Annotated in this window: 18 protein-coding genes; all 18 read right to left on the bottom strand. The window is 72.4% G+C overall.

Going from position 1 to position 23,206, the window contains the following annotated elements:
- Positions 1–3,634: carboxypeptidase regulatory-like domain-containing protein (locus GVL03_RS16465; protein WP_200847210.1), on the bottom strand; the 3,634-nt coding region annotated here is incomplete at its 3' end.
- Positions 3,635–3,867: 233 nt separating this feature from the next.
- Positions 3,868–4,140 (bottom strand): hypothetical protein, encoded by a 273-nt coding sequence (locus GVL03_RS16460; RefSeq protein WP_159502094.1) that lies wholly within the window; start codon positions 4,138–4,140, stop codon positions 3,868–3,870.
- Between the two features lie 636 nt (positions 4,141–4,776).
- Positions 4,777–5,604, bottom strand: coding sequence for a helix-turn-helix transcriptional regulator (locus GVL03_RS16455; RefSeq protein ID WP_159502093.1), 828 nt, complete (start codon positions 5,602–5,604; stop codon positions 4,777–4,779).
- A gap of 592 nt (positions 5,605–6,196) precedes the next feature.
- A complete protein-coding gene (gene atzF, locus GVL03_RS16450) occupies positions 6,197–7,921 on the bottom strand; it encodes an allophanate hydrolase (RefSeq protein WP_235038205.1) in 1,725 nt (574 codons plus the stop codon).
- 53 nt (positions 7,922–7,974) lie between these two features.
- The gene (locus GVL03_RS16445) at positions 7,975–9,675 is read right to left on the bottom strand and encodes a PucR family transcriptional regulator (RefSeq protein WP_159502091.1); all 1,701 of its coding nucleotides are present in this window, start codon (positions 9,673–9,675) and stop codon (positions 7,975–7,977) included.
- Complete coding sequence (locus GVL03_RS16440; RefSeq protein ID WP_159502090.1) at positions 9,672–10,874, bottom strand: M20 family metallopeptidase; 1,203 nt, start codon at positions 10,872–10,874, stop codon at positions 9,672–9,674. Before GVL03_RS16440 ends, GVL03_RS16445 begins: the two co-directional genes overlap by 4 nt.
- A gap of 31 nt (positions 10,875–10,905) precedes the next feature.
- Positions 10,906–11,673, bottom strand: a complete 768-nt coding sequence (locus tag GVL03_RS16435) for an SDR family NAD(P)-dependent oxidoreductase (protein ID WP_159502089.1) — start codon at positions 11,671–11,673, stop codon at positions 10,906–10,908.
- Positions 11,670–12,686, bottom strand: a complete 1,017-nt coding sequence (locus GVL03_RS16430; RefSeq protein WP_159502088.1) for an alpha-ketoacid dehydrogenase subunit beta — start codon at positions 12,684–12,686, stop codon at positions 11,670–11,672. Before GVL03_RS16430 ends, GVL03_RS16435 begins: the two co-directional genes overlap by 4 nt.
- Entirely contained in the window at positions 12,683–13,696 is a 1,014-nt protein-coding gene (locus tag GVL03_RS16425; RefSeq protein ID WP_159502087.1) for a thiamine pyrophosphate-dependent dehydrogenase E1 component subunit alpha, read from the bottom strand. Before GVL03_RS16425 ends, GVL03_RS16430 begins: the two co-directional genes overlap by 4 nt.
- The gene (locus GVL03_RS16420; RefSeq protein ID WP_159502086.1) at positions 13,687–14,166 is read right to left on the bottom strand and encodes a VOC family protein; all 480 of its coding nucleotides are present in this window, start codon (positions 14,164–14,166) and stop codon (positions 13,687–13,689) included. Before GVL03_RS16420 ends, GVL03_RS16425 begins: the two co-directional genes overlap by 10 nt.
- Complete coding sequence (locus tag GVL03_RS16415) at positions 14,150–15,910, bottom strand: gamma-glutamyltransferase family protein (protein WP_159502085.1); 1,761 nt, start codon at positions 15,908–15,910, stop codon at positions 14,150–14,152. Before GVL03_RS16415 ends, GVL03_RS16420 begins: the two co-directional genes overlap by 17 nt.
- A 23-nt stretch (positions 15,911–15,933) precedes the next feature.
- Positions 15,934–16,824 (bottom strand): SMP-30/gluconolactonase/LRE family protein, encoded by an 891-nt coding sequence (locus GVL03_RS16410; protein WP_159502084.1) that lies wholly within the window; start codon positions 16,822–16,824, stop codon positions 15,934–15,936.
- Positions 16,821–18,236: an amidohydrolase family protein gene (locus GVL03_RS16405; protein WP_159502083.1), complete on the bottom strand. Its 1,416-nt coding sequence runs from the start codon at positions 18,234–18,236 to the stop codon at positions 16,821–16,823. Before GVL03_RS16405 ends, GVL03_RS16410 begins: the two co-directional genes overlap by 4 nt.
- Positions 18,218–19,021, bottom strand: coding sequence for an ABC transporter permease (locus GVL03_RS16400; RefSeq protein WP_159502082.1), 804 nt, complete (start codon positions 19,019–19,021; stop codon positions 18,218–18,220). The genes GVL03_RS16405 and GVL03_RS16400 overlap by 19 nt, the downstream gene beginning before the upstream one ends.
- Positions 19,018–19,788, bottom strand: a complete 771-nt coding sequence (locus GVL03_RS16395; RefSeq protein ID WP_159502081.1) for an ABC transporter permease — start codon at positions 19,786–19,788, stop codon at positions 19,018–19,020. The genes GVL03_RS16400 and GVL03_RS16395 overlap by 4 nt, the downstream gene beginning before the upstream one ends.
- Positions 19,785–20,591, bottom strand: coding sequence for an ABC transporter ATP-binding protein (locus GVL03_RS16390; RefSeq protein ID WP_200847209.1), 807 nt, complete (start codon positions 20,589–20,591; stop codon positions 19,785–19,787). Before GVL03_RS16390 ends, GVL03_RS16395 begins: the two co-directional genes overlap by 4 nt.
- Positions 20,588–21,325 carry an amidohydrolase family protein gene (locus tag GVL03_RS16385; RefSeq protein ID WP_159502080.1) on the bottom strand — a complete coding sequence of 246 codons (738 nt, stop codon included), beginning with the start codon at positions 21,323–21,325 and terminating at the stop codon, positions 20,588–20,590. Before GVL03_RS16385 ends, GVL03_RS16390 begins: the two co-directional genes overlap by 4 nt.
- An 89-nt stretch (positions 21,326–21,414) precedes the next feature.
- Positions 21,415–22,458 carry an ABC transporter substrate-binding protein gene (locus tag GVL03_RS16380; protein WP_159502079.1) on the bottom strand — a complete coding sequence of 348 codons (1,044 nt, stop codon included), beginning with the start codon at positions 22,456–22,458 and terminating at the stop codon, positions 21,415–21,417.
- Positions 22,459–23,206 lie beyond the last annotated feature (748 nt).

Genomic DNA, 23,206 nt, shown 5'->3' with positions numbered 1-23,206 from the left:
CCTCCGGCGGCGCGGCGGGCGTGGTGACCGATGCGGATGCCGCGGCGCCCGTGCCCGCCACGTTGGTCGCGGCGACCGTGACGGTGTACGACGTCTCGGGCGTCAGCCCGCTGACGGTCGCGGCCGTGCCCTCGATGTGCACGTCGGCATCCGCGACGGGGCTGCCGTCGTGCAGCACCTCGACGACGTACCCGGTGATCGGGCTGCCGCCGTCGTCGCCGGGGGCGTCCCACGCGACCGACAGCTCGGTCGCCGACGTCGCGGTCGAGGACGTCACCGTCGGGGTGCCGGGCACCGTGAGTCGCGGCGTGGAGAAGGCCGCTCGCGGCGACTCCTCCCCCGCGCCCACCCGGTTCACGGCGGCGATCGAGACCTCGTAGTCGGTGCTGTGGCTCAGTCCGCCGATCTCCTGCGAGGTGACCGCGCCCACCGAGATGGTGCGCTCCGGGATGTCCGACCCGGCCGCGTAGAGGCTCAGCTCGTAGCCGACGACGGACGCGCCGCCGTCGTCGGCGGGAGCGGCCCACTCGACGGTCGCCTCGGTGGCGCCGATCTGCGTCACCGAGGGCGCGTCGAGGGTCGCGGGCACGGTGGCGGCGGCGAGGACCGTCAGCGTCGCAGAGCCGGAGGTGAGCTCCTCCTCGCCCTGGGTGAACACGGCGCGGAACTCCCGACCGTTGTCGCTGTCGCCGACGACGGGCAGATACAGCGTGGTGCTGTTCTCGGCATCGAGGTCGCGCCATCCGTCGTCCGTGCGCTCCTGCCACTGCACGTCGGGCAGCGGATCGCCCGAGGCGCTCGCGGTGAACTCGGCGTCGTATCCCGCCTCGGCCTCGACGCTCACCGGGTTGCGAACGATCTCGAAGGCGTCCGAGAGCGACTGCTCGGGCGTGCGGGGCACGGCCCCGGGCGCCAGCTCGCGGCTCTGCGCGTCGAGCACGATGCTCTGTCCGGCGCCGATCTCGATCACGTCCGCATCGGCGCGGGTGCCGTGGTCGTAGAGCCAGGTGGTACCGCGCTCGGGCGTGTAGACGTACACCGTGTAGGAGCCCGCGGGCACGGGCGGCAGGGCGAACTGGCCGTTCGCGTCGGTGGTGACCTCGATGCCGAGCAGGGCGTCGGCCGGGTCGGCCGTGTTGAACAGCTCGAACAGCGAGAACAGACCGGACACGGGCGCCGTCGCGAGACCGACGGTCGCTCCGGCGAGCGGCTCGCCGTTCTCGTCGACGATCGTGCCGCGCACGAGACCGCCGAGCACGAGCCCGGCGTCGATGCCGGTCACCGATCCGCCGGTGGTCGACACGACCGTGGCGTCCGCGAAGCTCGTCGCGTTGTCGTACCACTGCTCGACGTACAGACCCTGCCAGTTCGAGAACTGCACCCGGTACTCGCCCGCCGGCAGCGCGGAGGTCGTGTAGGTGCCGTCGCTCCCGGTGTATCCGGACGCGACCCATGACTCGTAGCCGTCGACGACCTGCACACCGATGTTGCCGAGCGGGTTGTCGAGGTTCGCCGACCGCACGTCGCCCGAGACGGTGTACCCGGCCTGCAGCGAGATGCGCTCGCCCGACAAGCCCTCCGCGGGCACGGTCGCCGACCACGACGACGCGACATGGGTGTCGGTCGCATCGGTACTGAACCCGTACACGCCGGCGCCCGGCAACGAGAGCTCGAAGGTCCCGTCCTGGCTGCTCGACGTCGATGCCCACGAGGATCCCGAACCGGATGCGGAGATCCAGACGTCGCCGACCGGCGCACCGCTGATCGCGTCGACGACGGTGCCGGAGACCGTGATGCCGCGTCCGAGCGCGACATCGATCTGCCGCGGCTCGTCAGGGCTCACCACCACCGGTGTCGCGTCCTCCAGCGACGCGGCGTCCTCCCACCATGCGGAGACGCGGTCGGAGCCGGTGAACTCGAGGAAGTACTCCCGGTCCGGCGCGAAGCCGTAGAAGGAGTAGGCGCCGTTCGGGTCGGCGTACACCGACGTCCAGTTCCACCACTCGCCCCATTCGTCCGACTCGAGGTAGTGGGCTCTCACCTCGGCGTACGGCACGGGGTCGCCGGTCTCGGCCTGCGTCACGACGCCGTGGATCGAGGGCGTCGGCGCGAACACCGGAACCTCGGTGACGGCTCCCGCCACGACCTCGACGATGTCCTCCACGCCCGCGACCCCTCCGGAGAACGAGTAGCTGAGCGAGTACGTGCCCGCCGGCAGCCCCAGGATGGACCACTGCGACTCGGCCTCCGGGTAGACCACGACGCTGCGTCCGTCGCCGCCGTCGACCGGGTAGAGGTCGACCCGCATCCAGGAGATCCCGGCGGGCGCCTCGATCCGGCCGGTGACTCCGCCACCGGGGGCGAGCACGATGTCGGCGTCGGAGAAGGTCGCGCCCTCGCCGATCTCGACGGCCGTGGCGCGCTCGCGGGTGCCGTCGGGGCCGAACCACGCGTCGGCGTGCAGGGTGGCGCCGCCCACCGCCTTGAGGGCGTAGTTGTCGGGCCGCAGCCCGGCGACGGAGAAGGTTCCGTCGTCGCGCGTCGTGACGGTGCGTACCACCTGGTACTGGTCGTTGGCGCGGTAGGTCTCGACGCCGATGCCGGCGAGCGGCTCTCCGGACGCCCCGGTGACGGTGCCGCTGATCGACCCCGACCCCTGACCGTTGAGGCGCACCGACACGGTCTCGCCCGCGACGATCTCGACGGGCGTCGCGTCGGCGGGCCGCGCGGCGCCGTCGTAGTACGAGACGGCGCCGTCCGAGCCGGTGTGCTTGATGATGACGGTTCCCGCCGGGAGGACGATCGCGCGTTCGTCCGATTCCGCCCAGAACGTCGTCGAGGCCAGCACACGATTCGTCTCAGTGTCCAGCACCTCCACGCTCTCGCCGTACGACGACTCGTCGATGCCGTCGAGTGCGACGGTGAGCACGCCGTGGGCGGGCAGCGCCACCGGTTCCGAGAAGGCGTGCACCTCCCCGTCGGCGACCACGAACGGCTCTCCGACCGTGAGCTGCGTGTAGACGTTGGCGCCGTCGACGCTGAGGCCGGCGATGAGCCGGTAGGTGCCCGGCATGACGCGCGCGGCGACGAAGCTGCCGTCCTCGCGCGAGTACGTCGCCGACGCCCATCGCCCGTGGTCGTCGACGGGTTCCAGACTGATGTTCTGGACGACGCCGCGGTCGGCTTCGGCGATCACACCCTGCACCGTGCCGAGCCTCGGCAGCACGACATCGATCCCGCTGACCGTGGTCGCCTCACCGGCCGGGATCACGACGGGCGTCGCCTCGGCCCGGCTGGCCGCGTTGTCGTAGTAGAGGAAGGAGTTCTCCGTGTGGAAGCTCACGAGCCACGAGGCCGGCGCGAGCCCGGTCAGCTCGTACCGCCCGTCGTCGCCGGTGATCGCCTCGCCGTACACGCCGTCCGGATCGGGCTCGGACATGACCCAGACACCCGGCACGGGCGCGCCGGTGTCATCGGTCACGGTGCCGGTGATCGTGTGCACGCGGTCGTCTTCTGCCGCGGGGCTGACGAGCGCGCTCGCCATCGCGCTGCCGGACCCGACGAGCGCCGTCGTGACGACCAAGGCCGTCAACGATCGAATGAGCGAACGCCGGCGCGTCGTGAACAACCTCATGCTGTCTCCCCCGAAGTGCTGAGACTCGCATGAACTGCAGGCCCGAGCGTTTTCTGATCTGGTACCTGCTCATCCCATCCGATCGGAGAACGGCGGTGCAAAGCAGGAGCGCGGTTCCGGGTTCCGGATTTTCCGTCCGGAAACGGATCTCCGGATGCCACGACTCAGACCGAACGCGCATACGAACGCGCGCGTCGGCTCCGGCTCGGCCCGGGCACGCGCCGGAACGCGGGTCACACGCAGAGCGGGGCTTCGGTCGTCGACGTCTCGCCGGTGGTCGGCGCGACCGTCACGACGGCGCACACGCCCTCCAGCCGTGAGCTCCCCAGGAGCATCCTGGTGTTCACCGCCGATGCGCCCGTGGCCGTCGCCCTGCTGCTGCGGCCGCCGTAGCGATCGTCGAGCGGGAACACCTCGATGGTGATCACTCGTCCGTCGAGGCGTCCGTCGAGACGGACGAGCTCGCCCCAGACGGCATCGCACACCGCCGAGTGCAGAAGGGTCACGAGCACGCCTTCGTCGAGGCGCCGTTCGCTGACCGCGACGACCGCGTCCTCCGCGCAGATCGTTCGCGTCGGGTCGGCGCGCGGCGCGGGCGGGAGCGGGGATGCGACGACACGCGCCGGCGCCGGAGAGGCGTCCGCGCCCGTGCCTCGATTGGTGGCCCCACCACGCGGCCGAGACCAGGGGCGTCGATGCGAGCACGACGATCATGACGACACGCACGATCAGACGTCGCGGCAGCGCTCGGAAGCGTCGATCGGCCGGTGCCGGGAGGCGCGCGACGGCCGGCGACGACCCGCTCGTCGCCAGTGCAGACCCGCCCGCCTGCGACAGGGATGCGCGCCGCTCCACCCATTGCTCGGGATCCGCGCCGAGCGCGCCGGTCAGCCGAGAGACGGTGTTCTCGGTCGGCAGCCGGCGCCCCGCGAAGGCTTCGGAGATCACGCTCTTGGAGATGAGCGTCCTGCGAGCCAGCGCGTGCAGCGTGGGATTTCCCGCACCATGCCGAAGCTCCCGGAGGTCGGACGCGAAGGCGCCGATGCTGTCGGGTGCACGGCCACCGGTGCGGTCGGCATCCGCGACGACGCGCGCTGCGGGGACGTCGGTCTGCGCGTTGACTCCCCCGTTCATGCCGCGTCCTAGATGCAGACGGGGTTCGGCTGTTCGAACGTCTCCTCGCCGACGGTGATCGTGGCGATCCCGCACACCCGGGCCTCGACATCGGGCTCGATCAGCAGGGTGGTGTACAGCGACTGCAGGTCGCTGTCGCTGCGGAGCTGGTTGCGGTCGCTCTCGGGATCATCGCGCGGATAGATCAGCATCGACATGCTGTTCCCCGCGGCCAGCCCGTCGTGGCGGGTGACCCGCCCCCACACCGCCATGCAGTGGTTGGAGTACATCATCTCGACCAGCACGGCGCCGTCGAGAAACTCGTCGCCGCCGGCGAGAACGACGTCTTCTCGGCAGATCGTGAGCATGGGATCGACGCCGTCCGCGAAAGGAAGGTAGGTGGATTCGGGCGTCGGCGCGACGTCGGCCGCTGCCGCCACCCGCTGCGCGACGAGCCCCGCGGTGATCGCCGAGGTCGCCACCGCGATCACGGCGACGGCCGCCAGGCCGATGAGGAAGGCCCCCAGCGTGACCGGACGCGCGAGGCCCGTGCGGGCTTCGGAGCCGGACGGAGCTGTCTCGACGGGTGCCGCGCGCATCTCCGACGACGCAGCTGCGGCATGCCGCGGATCCAGAGCGAGGCGCCGCGCCACCCATGGTGCGCTATCGCCGCCGAGCGCCGCCACGAGCTTGCGCACCGTGTTCTCGGTCGGCAGTCGGCGACCGGCGAACGCGTCGGAGAGCACGCTCTTCGAGATGCCCGCCCGCTGCGCGAGCTGCTCCAGCGTGGGAGCCCCCGCCTCGCTGCGCAGGCCGGCCAGATCGTCCGCGAACAGGCGAACGGAATCGTCCGGCACGTCCTCGGATCGGCCGGACGCCGAGTCGGATGGATGATCTGTCATTGTCGCGCGGTGGATTCGGGTTCGCAGGGAAAGGCACGGCAAGCACAGTTGTCGGTGCAACTGTTGAAGCCATTATGGCCTGGCCGCGGGGATGCCTCGAACGATCACGGAAAGCGGATGCGGGTCCGGCCCGTGACCGATCGCACATATCACCCCTGATCTGGGATCTTCCGGCTTTTCCTGCTCGATTCCGAACATCGGTGCATCGCGACCGACGGCTCTCGCGGTCGAGCAGCCGCCGCGGCGCGGCTCATGCGGCCGAGCGACGGTCTCCTCCCGAGCGCCCCGCTCGACGACCGGGGCGATGCGGTGGGGTGGATGGCTACCCCGCGCGCGAGTCCCTCACCCTCCGCGCACCAGCAATCCGCGACCCCGTACAGCAGCGGCGAGCCGCGCGAGAGCCTCCGCTGGCGTACGTCGGCATGGCTTCCTGCGGCGACGATGACGTTCGCGTCGAGGATGGAGAGGGTCACTCCGGCCATCCGTCTCGGACGTCCTGCAGGTAGTCCGGATCGGGCCCGAACGCCCTCGACGGGGTGAGCGGCGACTACACCGCCCGCCGAGCCAGGTACGCGCGCCAGCCGCCGAACGCAGTGATGTCCTCGGCTCCCGAGAGGGCACCGGGCTCGCATCCGAATCCGACCACCTGACGTCCGCCCGCCAGCGCGACCGTGCCGAGCGTCATTGGCGGCGGCAGCTGTGCCAGGAACTCACCCAGCGCGCCCGGGCTGAGGCGCCAGAGCTCGCCCTCGACGCGCTGCCCCCCATCGTCCATCCGTACCAGGCCCGGCTTCGCGGGCGTCGTCGAGAGCGCGTAGAGCCGATACGCCTGCGCCGTCTGCACGGCCGAGACGAAGCGCGCCCCGGCCTCCTGCAGCTGGTGGTGAAGCGGCTGGCCCGGCAGATGGGCGCCGAACACCGCCAGTTCGATCCCGTCCGCCTGCTCGGCGTCCATGCTCACCGGCTCACGATCGAGGAAGCGGGCGGCGAGGTCCATCGCGACCTGGTCCTCGAACGGCCGGACGATGAACGAGACACCGAAGTCGCCGTCGTCGCCGAGCGATCCCGCCGGCACCGCGACGGCCGCGAGGTCGAGCAGGTTCACGAAGTTCGTGTAGGTGCCCAGCTCGGAGTTCACGCCCACCGGGTCGGCCGTCACCTCGGCGATCGTCGGATGTCGCGGCGCCGTCGGCAGCAGGATGGCGTCTGCGCCGGCGAGGATCCGCTCGGCGTGCAGACGTGCCGCGTCGAGACGCGCGCTGTCGTCGACGTACTGCCAGGCCCGAGGGTCCTTCGCCGCACGCACGATGCCGGCGACCGTAGGATCGAGGCCGGCCACGTCGCGCTCGACCCAGGCTCCGGCTGCCGCGTACCGCCCGGCGACGATCGCGCCGTCGTAGAGCAGTCGTGCCGCGTCGAGCAGCACGGCGACATCGGCCGTCCGTACCGTCGCGAAGCGCGCGACACGGTCCACCGCGGCATCCCACGCGGCACGCGACGCCGCCGGCAGCGGGCGCAGCTCGGATGCAGCGGGGACGACCACGACCGGCGCTGCCGGTGCGGCGAGCCTGCGCCGCGCGGGCAGCGCACGACACCGCGGGTCGGCATCGTCCGCTCCCGCCATGATCGAGTACGCCGTCGCGGCGGTCGCCGGCTCGCGGGCGAAGACGGTGATCGTGTCGTACGGACGGCAGGCGTCGCGCATCCCCGTCGCGGGCACGCGACCCAGGGTCGGTTTGACGCCGACGAGGCGGTTGAGAGCCGCCGGCACCCGCCCCGAGCCGGCGGTGTCGGTGCCGAGCGCGATGTCGGCCGCGCCCAGCGCGACCGCGACCGCCGACCCGGAGCTGGATCCGCCGGAGATCCGGTCGGGCAGCCGCGAGCCGCGGACGGCGCCGTAGGGGCTGCGCGTGCCGACCAGTCCGGTCGCGAACTGATCGAGATTGGTCTTGCCGATCACGATGGCACCGGCCGCTCGCAGCCGCGCGACCGCCGGCGCGTCCGTGTGGGCGACGACGGCCGCGGCCGGCAGACCGGACGTCGTGGGGAGCCCCGCCACGTCGATGTTGTCCTTGACGGCGAGGGTGAGCCCGGCCAGCGGCAGGTCCTCCCCCGCGGCCGCGCGCGCATCGATGGCCGCCGCCTCGCGCTCGGCGTCGGCCTGCGCGCGCAGCGAGATCCACACCTCGGGCCGATCCACCTCGGCGATGCGCCGGTACGCGCTCGCAACGGCAGCCCCCGCCGACCGCGAGCCCGCGACGGCAGCCGTCACCGACCGCCTTCCTGCGACAGCCGACACCGCGGGCCGGTCTCCCCCTCGGGCCGTCATCGCGTGCTCCGCATCGCGGCACCGTCGGCGTCGCCGTCGGTCTGCTGCTCGGCGATCGCCAGCGCCATCTGCAGGTTCATGCAGTCCTCCTCGTTGTCGAGGTCGACACCGAGAATGCCCTCGATGCGACGCAGCCGCTCATGCATCCACGGCCGGGAGACGAACGCGCGGGCCGCCGCCGTCGTCTTGTTGCGACCGGAGTCCAGATAGTGCCGCAGCAGGGACGTCAGCGTCGCGTCGCGTTCTCGGTCGTACGCTCGCAGGGCGCCGAGCGATCGTTCGGCGAAGCGCTGCAGCCGCGGGTCGTCGCGCAGCGAGTAGAGCAGGCCCCGCACGCCGAGCTCGTCCCATCCGACGACGCGGGCCGTGAGGCCGATGCCGACGGCGGCGTTCACGGTCTCGATCGACTCCGACAGGCACGCCCGCGCCTGATCGACCCCGGTGCCCGGCCCCGCGACCCCGACCACGACGTCCATGCGCCGCTCGGCAGCCGCAGCCGCCAGCCGTTCCGCGAACGCACGCACCCCGCCCGGCGGCAGGTGCACGAGCGCCCCGACGACGGCATCGTCGACGGGCGCGGCGAGCGACGGCGCGTCGGCGCCGCGAGCCGTCTCGGCGACGACTGCGGCGAGCGCGCGGACATCGGCCGTCGGCACCTCGCCGGCGCCGGAGCGGGCGCGCACGGCCAGCGCCGTCAACGCCATGCGGCGCATCGACACCCCGAGCGCCGCGCTCTGCTGATCGAGCTCGCGCGCATCGGCCGCTCCGGCCAGCAGGTTGGCCAGCACGCTCTGGTGCGTGGACAGGTCGAGCAGCTCGGACTCGCGCTCGACGAGACGGCCGATGGCGAGCGTCGACGCAGCCTGCTCGACGAGCATGATGAGGCTGCGCGGGATGCTGAGGGTCGGATCCGTCTGCCCGGTGACGTCGCGCACCCCGGCGTCTCCGGCCATGAGGATCAGCCGCCCCCAGTCGTTGCCGCGCGCGCCGACCGTCGTCTGCAGCCATCCGGTCTGCGGGTCGTAGAAGGTGCGCCCCCGCCGCAACGAGCGCTGGTTGTGCTCCGCCCATTCGGCGAGCACGTCGCCGCGCGACCGCGCCGCGGGGTCGAAGGCGAGAACCTGGTGGGCGGTGCTCTCCAGCACGACGGCGAAGCCGGAGAGCTTGGCCACGTGCAGCAGCACCTCGTCGGGCCGGCTGCCGCGCACAGCCAGCGAGCTGAAGATGACGTGGATGTTCTCGGACGCCTGAAGCTCCCGCACCTGCACGTCGACGAGCGCCGCATGCACCTCTTCGGTGACGTCGATGAACGCGATCGTGCGGCGGAGCGCGATCAGCGGCAGGCCGCGGCGGTCCGCGGCCTGGATCATCGCCGCCGGCAGAGGCTCGGAGAATCGCGGCCCGAGGCCGATCGTGAGCGCCGCGATCCCCACATCGGCGAGTCGATCGATGTAGGCGGCGAGGTCCTGCTCTTCCTCGGGCAGCATCATGCCCGTGGTCAGAAGCATCTCGCCGCCGTGCAGCAGCTCGGCGATGCCCGGCACCTCGCTCACGTGCACCCAGCGGACGGTCCGGTCGGTGCCGGTCACGCCGCCGACGACGACCGGGTCGCCGCGGCGCAGGCTCGCCGACTCCAGCACGTCGGCGACCGACGGCAGCTCGCTCTGCGCCCGCCCGTAGAGCGGCAGCCGGATCATGACGGCTCCCCCGCGCGCGCCGGCTCGACCGCGCTCGGCCAGGTGCGCGCCATGTCCCACAGCAGTCGCGCACCGAGCTCCAGGTCGGCGAGCGGGACGTACTCGTCGGCGGTGTGCGCCTGGTCGGTGGCGCCCGGTCCGAGCACGGTCGCCGAGGTCGAGCCGGTGAGCGCGGCGATCATCGCAGAGTCCGTATACGCCTCGTGCCCGTCGGCGCCGCCGATCCCGGGCGGCAGGCCCGTCTCCCGCTCGTACGAGGCCCGCAGGGCGCGCACGACGATCGCGTCGTCGGAGGCCCGCACCGGCGGGCGCCTCGCCCCGAGCAGCTCGATGGCGTAGGACGCGTCCTCGTAGCGCCGCACGACCCGGGCGGCGACGTTCTCGACGATGCGCGCCGCGTCCTCCGGCACGAGCGGCGGCACGATCCGCAGGTCGAGCTCGGCCTCGGCCGATGCCGGCACCACGTTCGTGGAGACCCCTCCCGTCACCACTCCGGTGGTGAACCGCGGACGCCCGAGGATGGCGTCGTCGAACGGCAGCGCGTCGAACACCGTCTCGAGCTCGGTCACGATGTGCGCCAGGACGTGGGCGGCGTTGGTGCCGAGGTGCGCGCGCCCGGCATGCGCCATCCGGCCGTGCACGCGGAGCGTGAGCCAGCGCAGCCCCATCTGCGCGATGCGCAGCCTCATGCCGGACGGCTCGGGTGCGAGGATCTGGTCGTCGGGCCGCAGCAGCCCCGACGCGACGAGCTGGTGCGCGCCCCGCATCCCGGGCGCCTCTTCGTCGACGGTGTAGAAGGCGACGACGTCGACCGGCGGCACGGTCCCGGTCGTGACCAGCGCCTCGACGAGGCCGAGGGTCAGCGCGAGTCCCGCCTTCATGTCGCACGCGCCGCGCCCGTAGAGCAGGCCGTCCTCGATCTCGCCGCCGAGAGGCGGGCGGGTCCAGCCCTCGCCGATCGGCACCGTGTCCATGTGCGAGACGAGCACGAACCGCGGCGCGCCGCGATCGCGACCGCGCACCGTCACCTGCAGGTTGTCGCGCCCGGGGGCGACCGGATGCCGGATCACGTCCAGGCCGAGACCGTGCAGGCGACGCTCGATCCAGTCGGCGCAGTCGGCCTCCAGCCTGCCGGGGTTGGTGCTGTCGATCGCGATGAGGCTGCGGGTGTCCGAGACGACGGTGTCGATGTCGATCATGGGGAGTCCCTTCGGGGTGGAGCGGCGGAGGTCAGCGCGGCGGGCCGTCGATCACGACGGATTGGCCGCTCAGCCCGGTCGAATGCGGGCCGGCGAGGAAGGCGACCGCGTGCGCGACCTCGCGGATGTCGATGAGCCGCTCGAACGCGGTCGCCGCGGCGAAGTCGCGCAGCACGTCGGCGGTCTCGCGCCTCTCACGCTCGGCCACCTGTCCGGCCAGCACATGCAGCATCGGGGAGTCGATGTTGCCAGGGCACACCGCGTTGGCCCGCCCGCCGTGCCGGGCGATCTCGGCGGCGAGGCATTCCATGAACCCGATCACTCCGAACTTGGACGCCGCGTACACGGCGGCGCCGCCCTCGCCCTTCAGCCCCGCGGTGGAGGAGAAGAACACGGCGCTGCACTCACGGGGCCGCGCGGCGAGGTTGAGGCTCAGCGCCTGCCCCACGTGGAAGGGGCCGCGGAGGTTGACCGCGAGCACGGTCTCGTAGGCATCCCAGTCGGTGGTCGCGACGGGACCGGTGTAGTTGAGCCCGGCGGCGACCACGAGCGCGTCGTAACCCGCGTGGGAGCCCTCGGGGCCGAGGGCGGCCAGCACGGCGTCGCGGTCGGTGATGTCGAGGTCGAGGGCGTCGTGGGGTGCGGCGCCGGCCGGGACGGCGGGCAGGGACGCCGCGGTGTCGTGCTGGCCGCGCACGTCGGCGACGGTCACCCGCATGCCCGCCTCGGCGAGCACCGCGCACACCACGCGCCCGATCGCGCCCGCGCCGCCCAGCACGACGACGGAGCGGGCGCTCATCGCCTCTCCCCCGTCGCGCGCAGGATCGCCGCGAGGATCGAGCCCGCGCCCGGCACCACGGCCCGCTCGAGGCTGAGCGCGGCGGGCACGGGCACGTCGGGGTTCCCGTGCCGGGCGATGCCGTCGAGGCCGCCGAGCCCGATGCGCTCGAGCACGCCGGTGATCAGCTCGCCGCTGAGGCCGAAGCCGAGATAGTCCTCGTCGACGACGAGCAGGCGTCGTGTGCGCGCGACTGACCCGCAGACGGTCTGCCAGTCGATCGGCACGACCGAGCGCAGATCGATGACCTCGGCATCGACGCCGTAGGCGCTCGCGGCGGCGGCCGCGTCGACGGCGTGCCGCACCGAGCCGCTGAGCGTCGCGACGGTGAGATCGCGCCCCGGCCGCACCACCGCGGCGCGATCCAGCGGCACGTCGTAGCGCTCCTTCGGCACGGCGCCGCCGAACGAGAAGCCGGCCGCCCGCTCCAGCAGCAGCCCCTTGTGCTCGATGAAGACCACGGGGTCGTCGCTGCGCACCGCCGCGGCGATCATGCCCTTGCTGTCGTAGGGGTTGGACGGGGCGACCACCCGCAGCCCGGGCAGGTGCGCGAACAGTCCCCACAGCGTCTGCGAGTGCTGCGCCGCGGCTCCGATGCTGCCGCCCGCGGTCTTGATGACCACCGGCATCCGCACCCGTCCGCCGCTCATGTACGGGATCTTCGCGACGGCGTTGTACACCTGCTCGAGGCAGACGCCGATGAAGTCTACGAACATGATCTCGACGACGGGGCGGTAGCCCTCCATGGCGAGCCCGGCCGCCATGCCGGTGAACGCCATCTCCGAGATGGGGGTGTCGAGCACGCGCTCTGGGCCGAACGCCTTGAGCAGTCCGCGCGTCGATCCGAACACGCCGCCCTGCGCGGCGACGTCCTCGCCGATCACGAGCACGGATGCGTCGGCCTCCATCTCCAGCCGCAGCCCCTCGGCCGTCGCCTGCGAGACGTTGATGTTGCGGGTGACCGTGGCGGTCATGCCGGGGTCTCCTCTCGGACGGATGCGTTCGGCACCAGGCCGGACGCGAAGACGTGGTCATGGGCGGTTCTCGCCGGCGGCTGGGATGCGGCCCGCACCTCGGCGAGCGCTGCGGCGATGTCGGCCGCAGCGGCGGCGTCGAGCGCGCCGAGCTCCTGCGCGGTGAGCAGGCCCGAGGCGCTCAGGGCGCGCTCGGCGATCCGCAGCGGGTCCTTGTCCGCGATGCGACGCGCCTTCTCCGCGCTGTCGCGGTACAGGTCGAGATCGCCCTCGTAGTGTCCGCGGAACCGGTAGCACATCGCCTCGACGACGGCGGGGCCGGCGCCTGATCTCGCGTGGGCGAAGGCGCGCTCGAGCGCCCCCGACACCTCGTCGACGTCGAGTCCGTCGGCCCTCTCCCCGACCGCGCCGAACGCGGGCGCCCGCTCGGCCAGGGTGGGCGTCGCGCTGGAGGCCGAGAAGGGCACCGAGATGGCCCACTCGTTGTTCTCGATGACGACGACAAGGCCGAGACGCAGCACCCCCGCCATGTTCATGGCCTCGGCGAACCCGCCGGTGTTGACCGAGCCGTCGCCGATCACGGCGACGGCGACGGCATCCCGTCGCTGCAGGCGCGCCGCGTACGCGTGGCCGAGCGCGACGGGGAGCGAGGCGCCGACGATCCCGGTCGTCGAGAACCGCTGCTCGGGGCTGAACACGTGCATGTGCCCGCCGTATCCGCCGCACAGGCCCGTCTCCTTCTCGAAGATCTCGGCGAGCAGCGGGATGATCGGCACGCCTTTCGCGATGGCGTGGAGGTGATGGCGGTGGGTGCTGGTGAGCGCGTCGTCGTCGCGCAGGTGCTCGGCGAGCGCTGCCGCGACGGCCTCCTGGCCGATCGCGGTGTGCAGCTCGCCGTGGATCTCGGTGCTCGCCACCCCCTCCAGACACGCCTCCTCGAAGCGGCGCATGAGGCTCATCAGGCGGTAGCGACGCGCCCAGTCGTCTCGGCGTTCGGTGCTCAGTTCCATGCTTCCTCCAGTTCGACGACGGTCCCGGCCGGCGTCCAGCAGTAGACGGCCGGCCCCTCGGCGAACTCCACGACCTCGCCGATGGGCCGTCCGCCGTCGGCGACCAGCCGGGTCAGGGCGGCGTCGAGATCTCGCACCTGGTACGCGCCGTGTCCGACGCCCACGTGCACGGGCAGCTCCGGCGGCGTGCCGACCGGGACGCCGCGCACCTCGATCAGCTCCAGCCGTGTCGCCGAGTGCGGCGCGACGAGTTGCGCCAGGTCGCACACGACCCCCGGCAGCCCGACGGTCCGCTGGAACTGGTCGCCCATGTCACACACCGTGAACTCGACCTCGAAGCCGAGTGCGTGCCGGTAGAAGTCGATGGCGGGCTCCAGCCGGCGCACCACGAGCCCGGCGTGGTGCCATGCCCACGCGCCGACATCGCCGTGCTCGACGGGCGGATGCCGCGGCTCATCGTGCGTTCGCATATGCGCTCCTTCTCGGGTCGGCACCGGCGGTGAGCACTCGCTCTCCCTCGCCGGTCGGCACGGACATGACGGTCTGCACGCTTCCGGCGTCGAACTCGTTCGCCGGCCAGTCGACGACACGGTGCCCGCGCCGTTCGAGGTCGTCGCCGACCTCGGGCGAGAACGAGCCCTCGAGGAAGACCAGGGAGTCGCCGACCGGATGCGGGTGGAACCCGCCGGGAAAGCTGGAGCCGAACAGGCGCGGCGCCTCGACGGCGGCCTGCGGCGTGCGGTCGTGGACGTCGATGAGCAGCATGGCCTGCACGATCGCCTGCACGATGACGTCGCCGCCGGGGCACGCCGCCGCCCACACGGCGTCGCGGCCCGCATCGAGGGCGATCATCGCCGCAGGGGTGACGCAGGGGCGGCCACCGGGGCGGAGCATGTTCGGGTGCCCGGGGATGAGCCTGCTCTGCACACCGCGGGGGGAGCAGAGGATGCCGAGCTCGGGGATCAGCGGCGCTCCGTCGAGGGTGTCGCTGGGCGAGGCCGCGAACGTCGCGCCGTGCTCGTCGACCACGACGATCGCCGTCGTCGACGGCAGCGCGGGTCCGGCCTGGCGCGAAGTGGGCATGTTCGGCAACGCGTGTTCGCCGATCATGGCGGCCAGCTCGCTCAGGTGCGCGTCGTCGAGCAACGACTGCGTGTCGATGCCGGTGCGCCGCGGGTCGCCGTAGCAGCGTTCGCGCTCGCTGAACGCGAGCTTGAGCGCCTCGACGACCTCGTGCGCGTAGGCGCCGGTGTCGAAGGGGATGGAGCGGATGCCGCGGCGTTCGAGGATGCCGAGCGCCTGGGCGATGATCGGTCCCTGCGACCAGGTCGGCGGCACGTGGACCCGCCAGTCGCCGAATGCGACCGAGGGCGCCGGGTCGACGTCGGCGCGGAAGCCGGCGAGGTCCGCGGTGTCGAGGTGTCCCCCGCGCGCGCGGACGGCGTCGACGATGGTGCGGGCGATGTCGCCGGTGTAGAAGGCGGCGTGCGCCGCCTCGATGGCCTCCTCCCGGGAGGCGCCCCCGTCCGCCGCGGCGGTCGCGGCCTGCGAGAGCGTCCGCAGGGTGCGCGCGAGGGCGGGCTGGCGCAGCCGGTGCCCCGCACGCGGCGCCGCACCGTCGGGCAGGTAGACCTCCGCGCTCGACGGCCACTGCGCGAGGCCGCTCGCCATGGTCGCGAAGTGCGATGCGGTTCGCGGGTCGATCAGGAACCCCTCTTCGGCGAGATCGACGGCGGCGGCGACGACCTCGGGAACGCCCATGGTGCCGTAGCGGCTCAGCGCGGTGAGCCATCCCGACACGGCGCCGGGCACGATGCTCGGCACACCCCCGAGCGGCAGTGCGCCGTCGTGCGCGGCGCGGATGGCTGCCAGGTCGGCGCCGGCGCCCCACACGCCGATCCCGGCGATCGCGGAGACCTCGGCGGATCCGGCCGGTCGCACGAGGATCGGCGCGATGCCGCCGAGGTTGCACATGTCGACCTGGACGACGTTCGAGGCGAACCCGGCCGCGACGCCCGCGTCGACCGCGTTGCCGCCGCGGCGCAGGATCTCGGCTCCCACCTCGGTGACCAGCGGATGCCCTCCGACGATCGCCCACTTCTCGCCGTAGAGGGTGGGGCGCATCGACTCGGCCTGGGCGAACACGCCCGCCACGATGCCGCCGCCCATGCCGGAGCCGGTGGGCAGCGGTTCCCCCGATCGGGTGGACAGCATGGGGGGCGCTTGCTGTTCGAGCGTCATACGAGAAGGTTCCCTTCGTGTCGGGGGCCGCCGAGGCTGCCCACCCGTGCGCGGAAGACCGAGCCCGCGAGCGGCTCGCGCGCGAGCTCGTCCGCGAGCGCGCCGATGCGCGCCGTCGTGATGTAGAGGCTGTCGTCGGCGCCGAAGCAGCAGCTGGTCACCCGGCTGACCGGCACCGTCACCGTGTCGAGCACCCGGCCGGCGTCGGCGCCGCGGGTGCCGACGCACAGCACCCGGCCGCCACCGAACACCGCGATCCAGAGCCGGTCGTGCGCGTCGACGGCGAGTCCGTCGAGCTCCCCGTCTGCGCTGTGGCGGAACACGATCTGCGCGTCTCCGGTGCGGCCGGTGCGCGGGTCGTGCTCGATCGCGACGACGGTGCCCGCGGTCGAGTCGACGTGGAAGAGGCGACGGCCGTCAGCGCTGAAGCCCACGCCGTTGGCGAACCCGATGCCGTCACGCACGAGCGTGCCTGCGCCGGGGCCCACGCGCATCAGGCTGCCGGGTGCACCGTGCAGCTGCTCGTCGACCACGCCGACCCACACGTGGCCGCCCGGTCCGGCGATCGCGTCCGACAGCCGCATGCCCGGGGGCAGGCCCGGCGCGATCTCTGCGACCTCGGTCTCGCCGTCGGCCTCGAGGACGAGGATGCGGCGGCGCAGCGCGACCGCGAGACGCCCGGCGGCGAGGGGGATGAGCGCGCTGACGGTCTCGCCCTCGAAGCCCCGCACGCGCACCGCGGCTCCGCGGGCTCCGCGCTCGAGCACCTCGCCCTGCAGCAGGTCGGTCCAGCGCAGCACGGGCTCGACGCCCGGCACGGGCGCGATCAGGCGCGGCGCCTCGCCGAGAAGCGCGTCGCCGGTCGCCCACACGTCGGCGCGGATCATGCCCGTGCCTCCGCCTGCGCGCGGGCGACCGCATCCGTCACGGGGCGGAGCCGGTGCAGGCGCTCGGCACGGGACGCAGCGTCGGCGGCGAGCGCCGTGCGCAGGCGGGCGCGGGCGTCCGCCGTCTGGACGAGCGCGCGGCCGCGCCGCACGACGCGGCGGCCGTCCACCCAGACGCTACGCACCGCCTCGCGTGACCCGTGCGCGACGAGCCGGGCGATCTGCACGTCACGGGTGGCGTCGGGCGCGAGGTCGAGGCCGACGAGGTCGGCGGGCGCGCCGGGGCGGATGCGGCCGAGCCGCAGGTCGCCGAGGGCGGCGCCGCCGCCGGTCGTGGCCATCGCGAGCACCTGCCCGGGCTGCAGGGGGTCGCCGATCTCGTCCGCCGAGCGCAGCGCCGCGCGCATGACGACGAACATGTCGGGGGCGTCGTCGCCCTGGCTGTCGATGCCGAGCGCGACCGGAAGGCCGCGTCTCAGCCAGAGGGCCGCCCGCGCGGTGCCGACCCGGAGGGCTCGGTTGGACGCTGGGCAGTGCACGAGGGCGGCGCCCGCCGCGCGCAGCCGGTCCAGCTCGTCCGTGCGCAGATGCACCCCGTGCGCCGCCGACAGTGCAGGCCCGAGCAGGCCGGCGGCGGCGAGCCGGTCGACCGGCTCGGCATCGTCGGCGATCCAGCCGCGCTGCAGTGCGCTCTCGTGCAGGTGGGTATGCAGCCGATGGCCGCCGGCGAGCAGGCCTATGCGCTCGAGGGCGGGTGTGCTGGCCCACTGCGGGGCGACGGGGCCGATACCCCAGCGCACGAGTCCGGTGCCGTCGTTGTGAGAGCGCAGCAGGCGCTGCGCGACGCGTGCGAAGCCGTCGAGTCCCGTCCCGTGCTCGACGGGCGGCACGAGCGCCCACTCGCCCGTCGGAGGCTCGGGGGCGCGCTCGGCGTGGTCGCTGTGGCCGAGCACGAGCAGGGCGCGGATGCCCGCCGCCCGCGCAGCCGCGTCCGCCTCTGCGCAGGCGGCGGCGAGCCCCTGCGCTTCGGCGAAGGTGTGCACCATGCCCTGCACGGCGGTGACGCCCGTCTCCAGCAACTCGGCCGTCGCGATCAACGTCTCGTCTCCGGGCGGCAGCGGGGTCATCGCGGCGAGCGTGCAGATCCAGGTCTCGAGCGGGGCCGGCGAGATGCCGTGGTGGCGCAGGGCGACGCCGCGAAGATGCGAGTGCGCGTCGATCAGCCCGGGCATGAGCAGACGCCCGCCGTCGACGGTCTCGTCGGCCCGGGGGGCCAGGGATGCGGCGTCCGCGACGGCGGCGACGACGCCGTCCTCCACCAGCACGCCCCCGTCGTGCACGAGCTCGCCGTCATGCGCGGTGAGCACCGCGTCGGCGCGGATGAGCAGGGCGCTCATGTGCGCACCGCCCATCCCAGCAGCATCCGCTCGAGCAGGCCGACCGCGCTGAACAGGAGCCAGGCGACGACGGCCGAGAACACGACCGCGCCCCACATGGTGGGCACCTGCAGGGTGAGCCAGGACTGGATGACCAGCCGTCCGAGGCCGCTGCCGCCGATGATCCACTCCGCCGTCATGACGCCGAGCACGGCGCTCGGCGCAGAGATCTTCAGTGCGCTGACGAACGACGGCAGGGCGAACGGGATCCGCACGTGAACATACTGGAACCATGTCGGGGCGTTGATCACGCGCGTCAGCTCGAGCGCCTCGGCAGGCACCGAGCGGAGCCCGAGAATGACGTTGACGAGGGTCGGGAAGAAGACGATCAGCGCGGCGACGACGGTGGATGCGGCGGCGCCGCGGCCGAAGAGCAGGATGAGGAAGGGCGCGAGGGCGACGATCGGGATCGAGCGCACGAACACGGCGAGGGGGTACACGAGATCGGAGAGCAGACGGGAGGAGGTGACGGCGATCGCGAGGACGAGACCGAGCAGGTTGCCGGCGATGAAGCCGAGGAAGGTCGACAGCACGGTGACGCCTGCGGCGGCGAGCACCGCCATCCAGTCCGCCTCGGCGACGATGGCGACCGGGCCGGGCAGCACGGTGCCGGAGGTGCCGGCGACGGTCGTCGCCACCTGCCAGACGACGAGCACGAGTGCGACCACCAGCACGGTCACGACGACGCCCCGCGTCCCCGTGGTGGCCACGCCCTCGCGGGGCGCGCGGCCGCGGGCCGCGACGGCCCTGAGCACGCTCATGCGGTCGCTCCGGACGTGACGGAGTCGTGCCACGGCACGGCGGCACGCTCGATCGCCGCGAAGAGCACGACGATCAGCCCGTTCACGGCTGTCGCGACCAGCAGCACGGTCCACAGCAGTGGAACGTTGAAGTTGAACATCGCCTGCAGCAGCATCACGCCGAGCCCGCTCTCGGCCCCCATCCACTCGGCGATGAGGGCGCCGATGAAGGCGGCCGGCCCGGCGATCTTGAACGAGGAGATCAGCGAGGGCAGCACCGCGGGGGCACGCAGCGACCACAGCCGGCGCCAGTAGCCGATCGCCAGCACGAGGCCGAGCTCGTCGATGCGGGGGTCCAGGGTGCGAAGGGCACCGGTGAGGTTGACGAGCACGGGGAAGTAGGCGGCGAGCGCGGCGACGGCGATCTTCGCGGTCATCCCGAGCCCCAGCCATGCGGTCAGGGGCGCGGCGATCGCGATCACGGGGATCGCGTAGAGCATCAGCGCCAGGCGGTACAGCGCGTCGCCGACGAGCCGGAACCGGTCGACGACGACCGCGAGCACGATGGCCGAGACGGCGCCGATGGCGAAGCCGGCGCCGGTCTCGACGAGGGTGATGCCGGTGACGAGGGCGATGGCCTCGCCGCGGGCGACGAACGTCTCGACGATGGTCGACGGCGGCACGAGCACGGCGCCGGGCGCCGCGACGGCCTGACCGGCGATCTGCCACGTCGCGATCAGGGCGACGTAGAAGACGACGATCGTCGTGGGCCGGAATGCCGTTCTCATTCGTCCGTCAGGTCCTCGTACGACCGGCTGAGCAGGTCGGTGAGCGCTCGCTCGTGGGCGACGAAGTCGTCGCTGAGCATCGAGTCGAGGGCGCGGGGGCGCGGCAGGTCGATCTCGCGGGTGGCGACGATGCGCCCGGGGTTGCGTCCCATGACGAACACCGTGTCGGAGAGGAAGACCGCCTCGGCGACGTTGTGCGTGACGAGGATCGCGGTGGTGCCGGTGGCCTCCCAGATCCGCTGCACCTCGGCGTTCATCTGACGACGACGCAGCTCGTCGAGGCCGTTGAACGGCTCGTCGAGGAACAGCACGCGCGGCTCCTCGATCAGAGCGCGGGCGATCGCGACGCGGCGGGCCATGCCGCCCGAGAGCTTGGCGGGCTGGTGGCCCTCGAAGCCCTCGAGACCCACGAGCCGCAGCATCGCCATGGCGCGTTCGCGGCGCTCGGACCGGGGCACGCCGCGCACCTGCAGCGGCAGTTCCACGTTCGCGAGCGCGGACCGCCACGGCAGCAGCACGGGGTCCTGGAACACGAACCCGAACTGCGCGTCGGTGCGTGCCTGGGCGGGGGTGCGCCCGAACAGGTCGACCGTCCCGCGGGTGGCCGGGATGACGTCGGCGATGATCCGCAGCAGCGTCGACTTGCCGCATCCAGAGGGCCCCAGCAGGGTGGCGAAGCCGCCCGCGGGAATGCGGAAGGCGACGTCCTTGAGGGCGGTGTACACGCCGCCCTTGACCCGGAACTCCTTGTCGACCGCGTCGACGACGATGTCCCCCGCCGGGGCGGCTGTCGCGGTGCTCACGAGTGGCCCAGACGGAGGATGCGGGCGAGGTTCCCGCCTTCGACGAGTGCCCGGTCGGCCTCGTCGGGGATGGCGCGGGCGATCTTGGCGCGCTCGAGCACGAAGGCGCTGCCGGGCCAGTCGGTGCCCATGACGATCTTCTCCGGGCCGACGCGCCGGTAGGCCATCTGCACCTCGAGCAGCTGCGTGCTGGAGGTCTCGAGGTAGATGTGGGGGTTCCGCTCGGAGACGATGAGCGCCTCGGTCACGTTCCACACGGTTCCCATGTGCGCGATGAGCACGGGCGCGTCGGGAAAGCCCCGCGAGATTTCCTCGATCGACAGCGGCGCGCACCAGGGGTCGTCGAGCGCGTTGACCAGCAGCGTCAGTCCTTCGTCGCTCGCCGCCCGGAAGATCGGGTCGAGCAGCCCGTGGTCGGCGAAGTGGTAGCCGTGCAGGGTGGGGTGCAGCTTGATGCCCTTGAGGCCGAGGCGCGCGCACTCGCGCAGCGACTCGACGGCGCCGGGGAGCCGCGGGTTCACCTGGCCGAAGCCGATGATGCGGTCGGGGTGGGCGGCGACGACCCGGGCGATGTAGGGGTTGTCGATGCTCTGGCCCAGGGAGCATCCGACGGCCATGTCGACGCCGGCCTCGTCCAGGTGAGCGATCATCGTGTCGGGGGTGAAGGACTCCGCGGTGAGGTAGTCGGAGGTGCCGGAGGCCTCCCAGATGTTGTTGTAGGCGTCGATGATCATCCTGTGCTCCGGTCGGTCGGTCGGTCGGTCGGGTGGGTGGGGTGACGATCGGGGTGGCCGGAGCGGCCCAGGCCGCCCCGATCGCCCGGTCAGTCGAGCAGCGACGTGGCGTCGCCGTACACGTCGTCGAGGATCGACGTGTCGACGACGTCGGCGGCCTCCAGCGGCGTGCTGAGGGTGCCCGCGGCGACAAGGGAGTCGATGATCTCCTGCATCTTGTCGAGGTCGATGCGCAGCACGCCGGCCGGCGAGCCGATCAGGGTCGCCTGGATCTCGGCCGTCTTCTCCTCGGTGGCGAGGTCGAGGCCGCCGGTGGGGTTGACGTCGTCGACGACGATCGCGGCGCCCTCGGCCGGGTGGGCGTTCAGCCACTCGTATCCCTTGACCGAGGCGGTCATGAACCGCGTGATGAGGTCGCGGTCGGTCTCGAGGTTCTCGCGGGTGGTGACGATGATGTTGCCGTAGCTGGGCACGCCGAGGTCGTCGAGGTAGAGGTAGTCGATGTCGAGGCCCTGCAGCTCGAGCGAGGCGCCCTGCGAGGTGGCGTAGCCGCCGTAGCCGTCGACCTGGCCGGTGACCAGCTGCGTCGGGTCGGAGCCGGCGGGCACGATCTCTACGGTGGACAGATCGACGCCGTTCGCCTCGAGCGCGGAGGTGAGCTGGTCGACGCCGTTCTCAGGGTAGGCGATCGTCTTGCCCTCGATGTCGCTCGCCTCGGTGATGGGCTCGTCCGACAGGCTCATGATCGCCATGGGCGACTTCTGGAAGACGGTGCCGATGGCGACGAGGTCCTCTCCGCTCTCGACCGCCTGCAGGAACAGGGTGTTGTCCTCGTCGCCGAGCAGAGCGGCACCGCCGGCGACCTGCTGCCAGGCGAGGATGTTGGACCCGCCCGCGGTGAAGGTCGGCTCGATGCCCTCGTCGGCGTAGAAGCCTTCGGCGTCGGCGGCGAAGAAGCCGCCGAACTGGGTGATCTTGAGCCAGCTGAGCTGGTAGTCGACCGGTTCGAGAGCGGCGGCGTCCGAGGAGCCGTCGGACGGGTCGCCGGCGCACGAGGCGAGGGCGAGGGCGGATGCGGCGAGGGCTGCCGTCGCGGCGAGGGCTCGGGCGAGCGGGGTTCGAGAGCGGATCATGGTCACTTCCTTGGGTGCGGGCGAAGACGGGTGACGTGTGGCGCTGGGGCGGTGGCGAGCCCGCCGGATCGGGTGCTTCCGGTGGCTCCGTCCTCATCGTGCGCGTGTCGCGCGAACGCCCGCAATCGACAGACTGCTTCGGATGCGTGACCTCGAATTTACGAAGTGTCAGGTGCAGGTTGATTTCGAGAATGTGTTGGTCGCGTAAATCCGCGCAAGGATCGCCGTACAGCTCCGCTGTAGCCGACGTAATGTCTTGCCATGCGCGCGTAACCTCCGCGACACACGAGGTGGCGTCGCCGTCCCGCGTCGACGCGCAAGCGCTGAGACGATCCACGGCAACGCGGCACGACAAACGGCCCTGGGGCTGCTGGGCGTCTTAGCCTCTCGTTCCCCGGGTCACGCGAAACCGCGGCGGCATGTCGCTCCCGCTCGGCTGGACGACGGGCGCTGCGAGACAGCACACGCCCGCCGCCGCCAGGTCTTCCACGGTCACAGGTGCCCGCCAATCGGACCCAGCGGAAGAGACAGACCGCCTGCGCTTCGCACTCAGCGCGCGGTCTGAAAGCGCGGCCTCGGCCCTTCGATGCAAGCGACCGCGATCTTCATCTCGACCAGTTCGGTCAAGTCCCGTGGCGTGGTGTCACTTCGGTTGTTCCTGTGATGGATGGGGTCAGGCGGTGAGGTGGAGCTCGGGACGGGCGGGTTCTGCGTGGTCGTGGAGGGTGTGGATGAGTTTGCGCATGGA

Source organism: Microbacterium sp. 18062 (assembly GCF_902706225.1).
Taxonomy (GTDB): Bacteria; Actinomycetota; Actinomycetes; order Actinomycetales; family Microbacteriaceae; genus Microbacterium.
The sequence above is the reverse complement of the archived record's forward strand: the minus strand, read 5'-3'. Positions and strand labels throughout refer to the sequence as shown.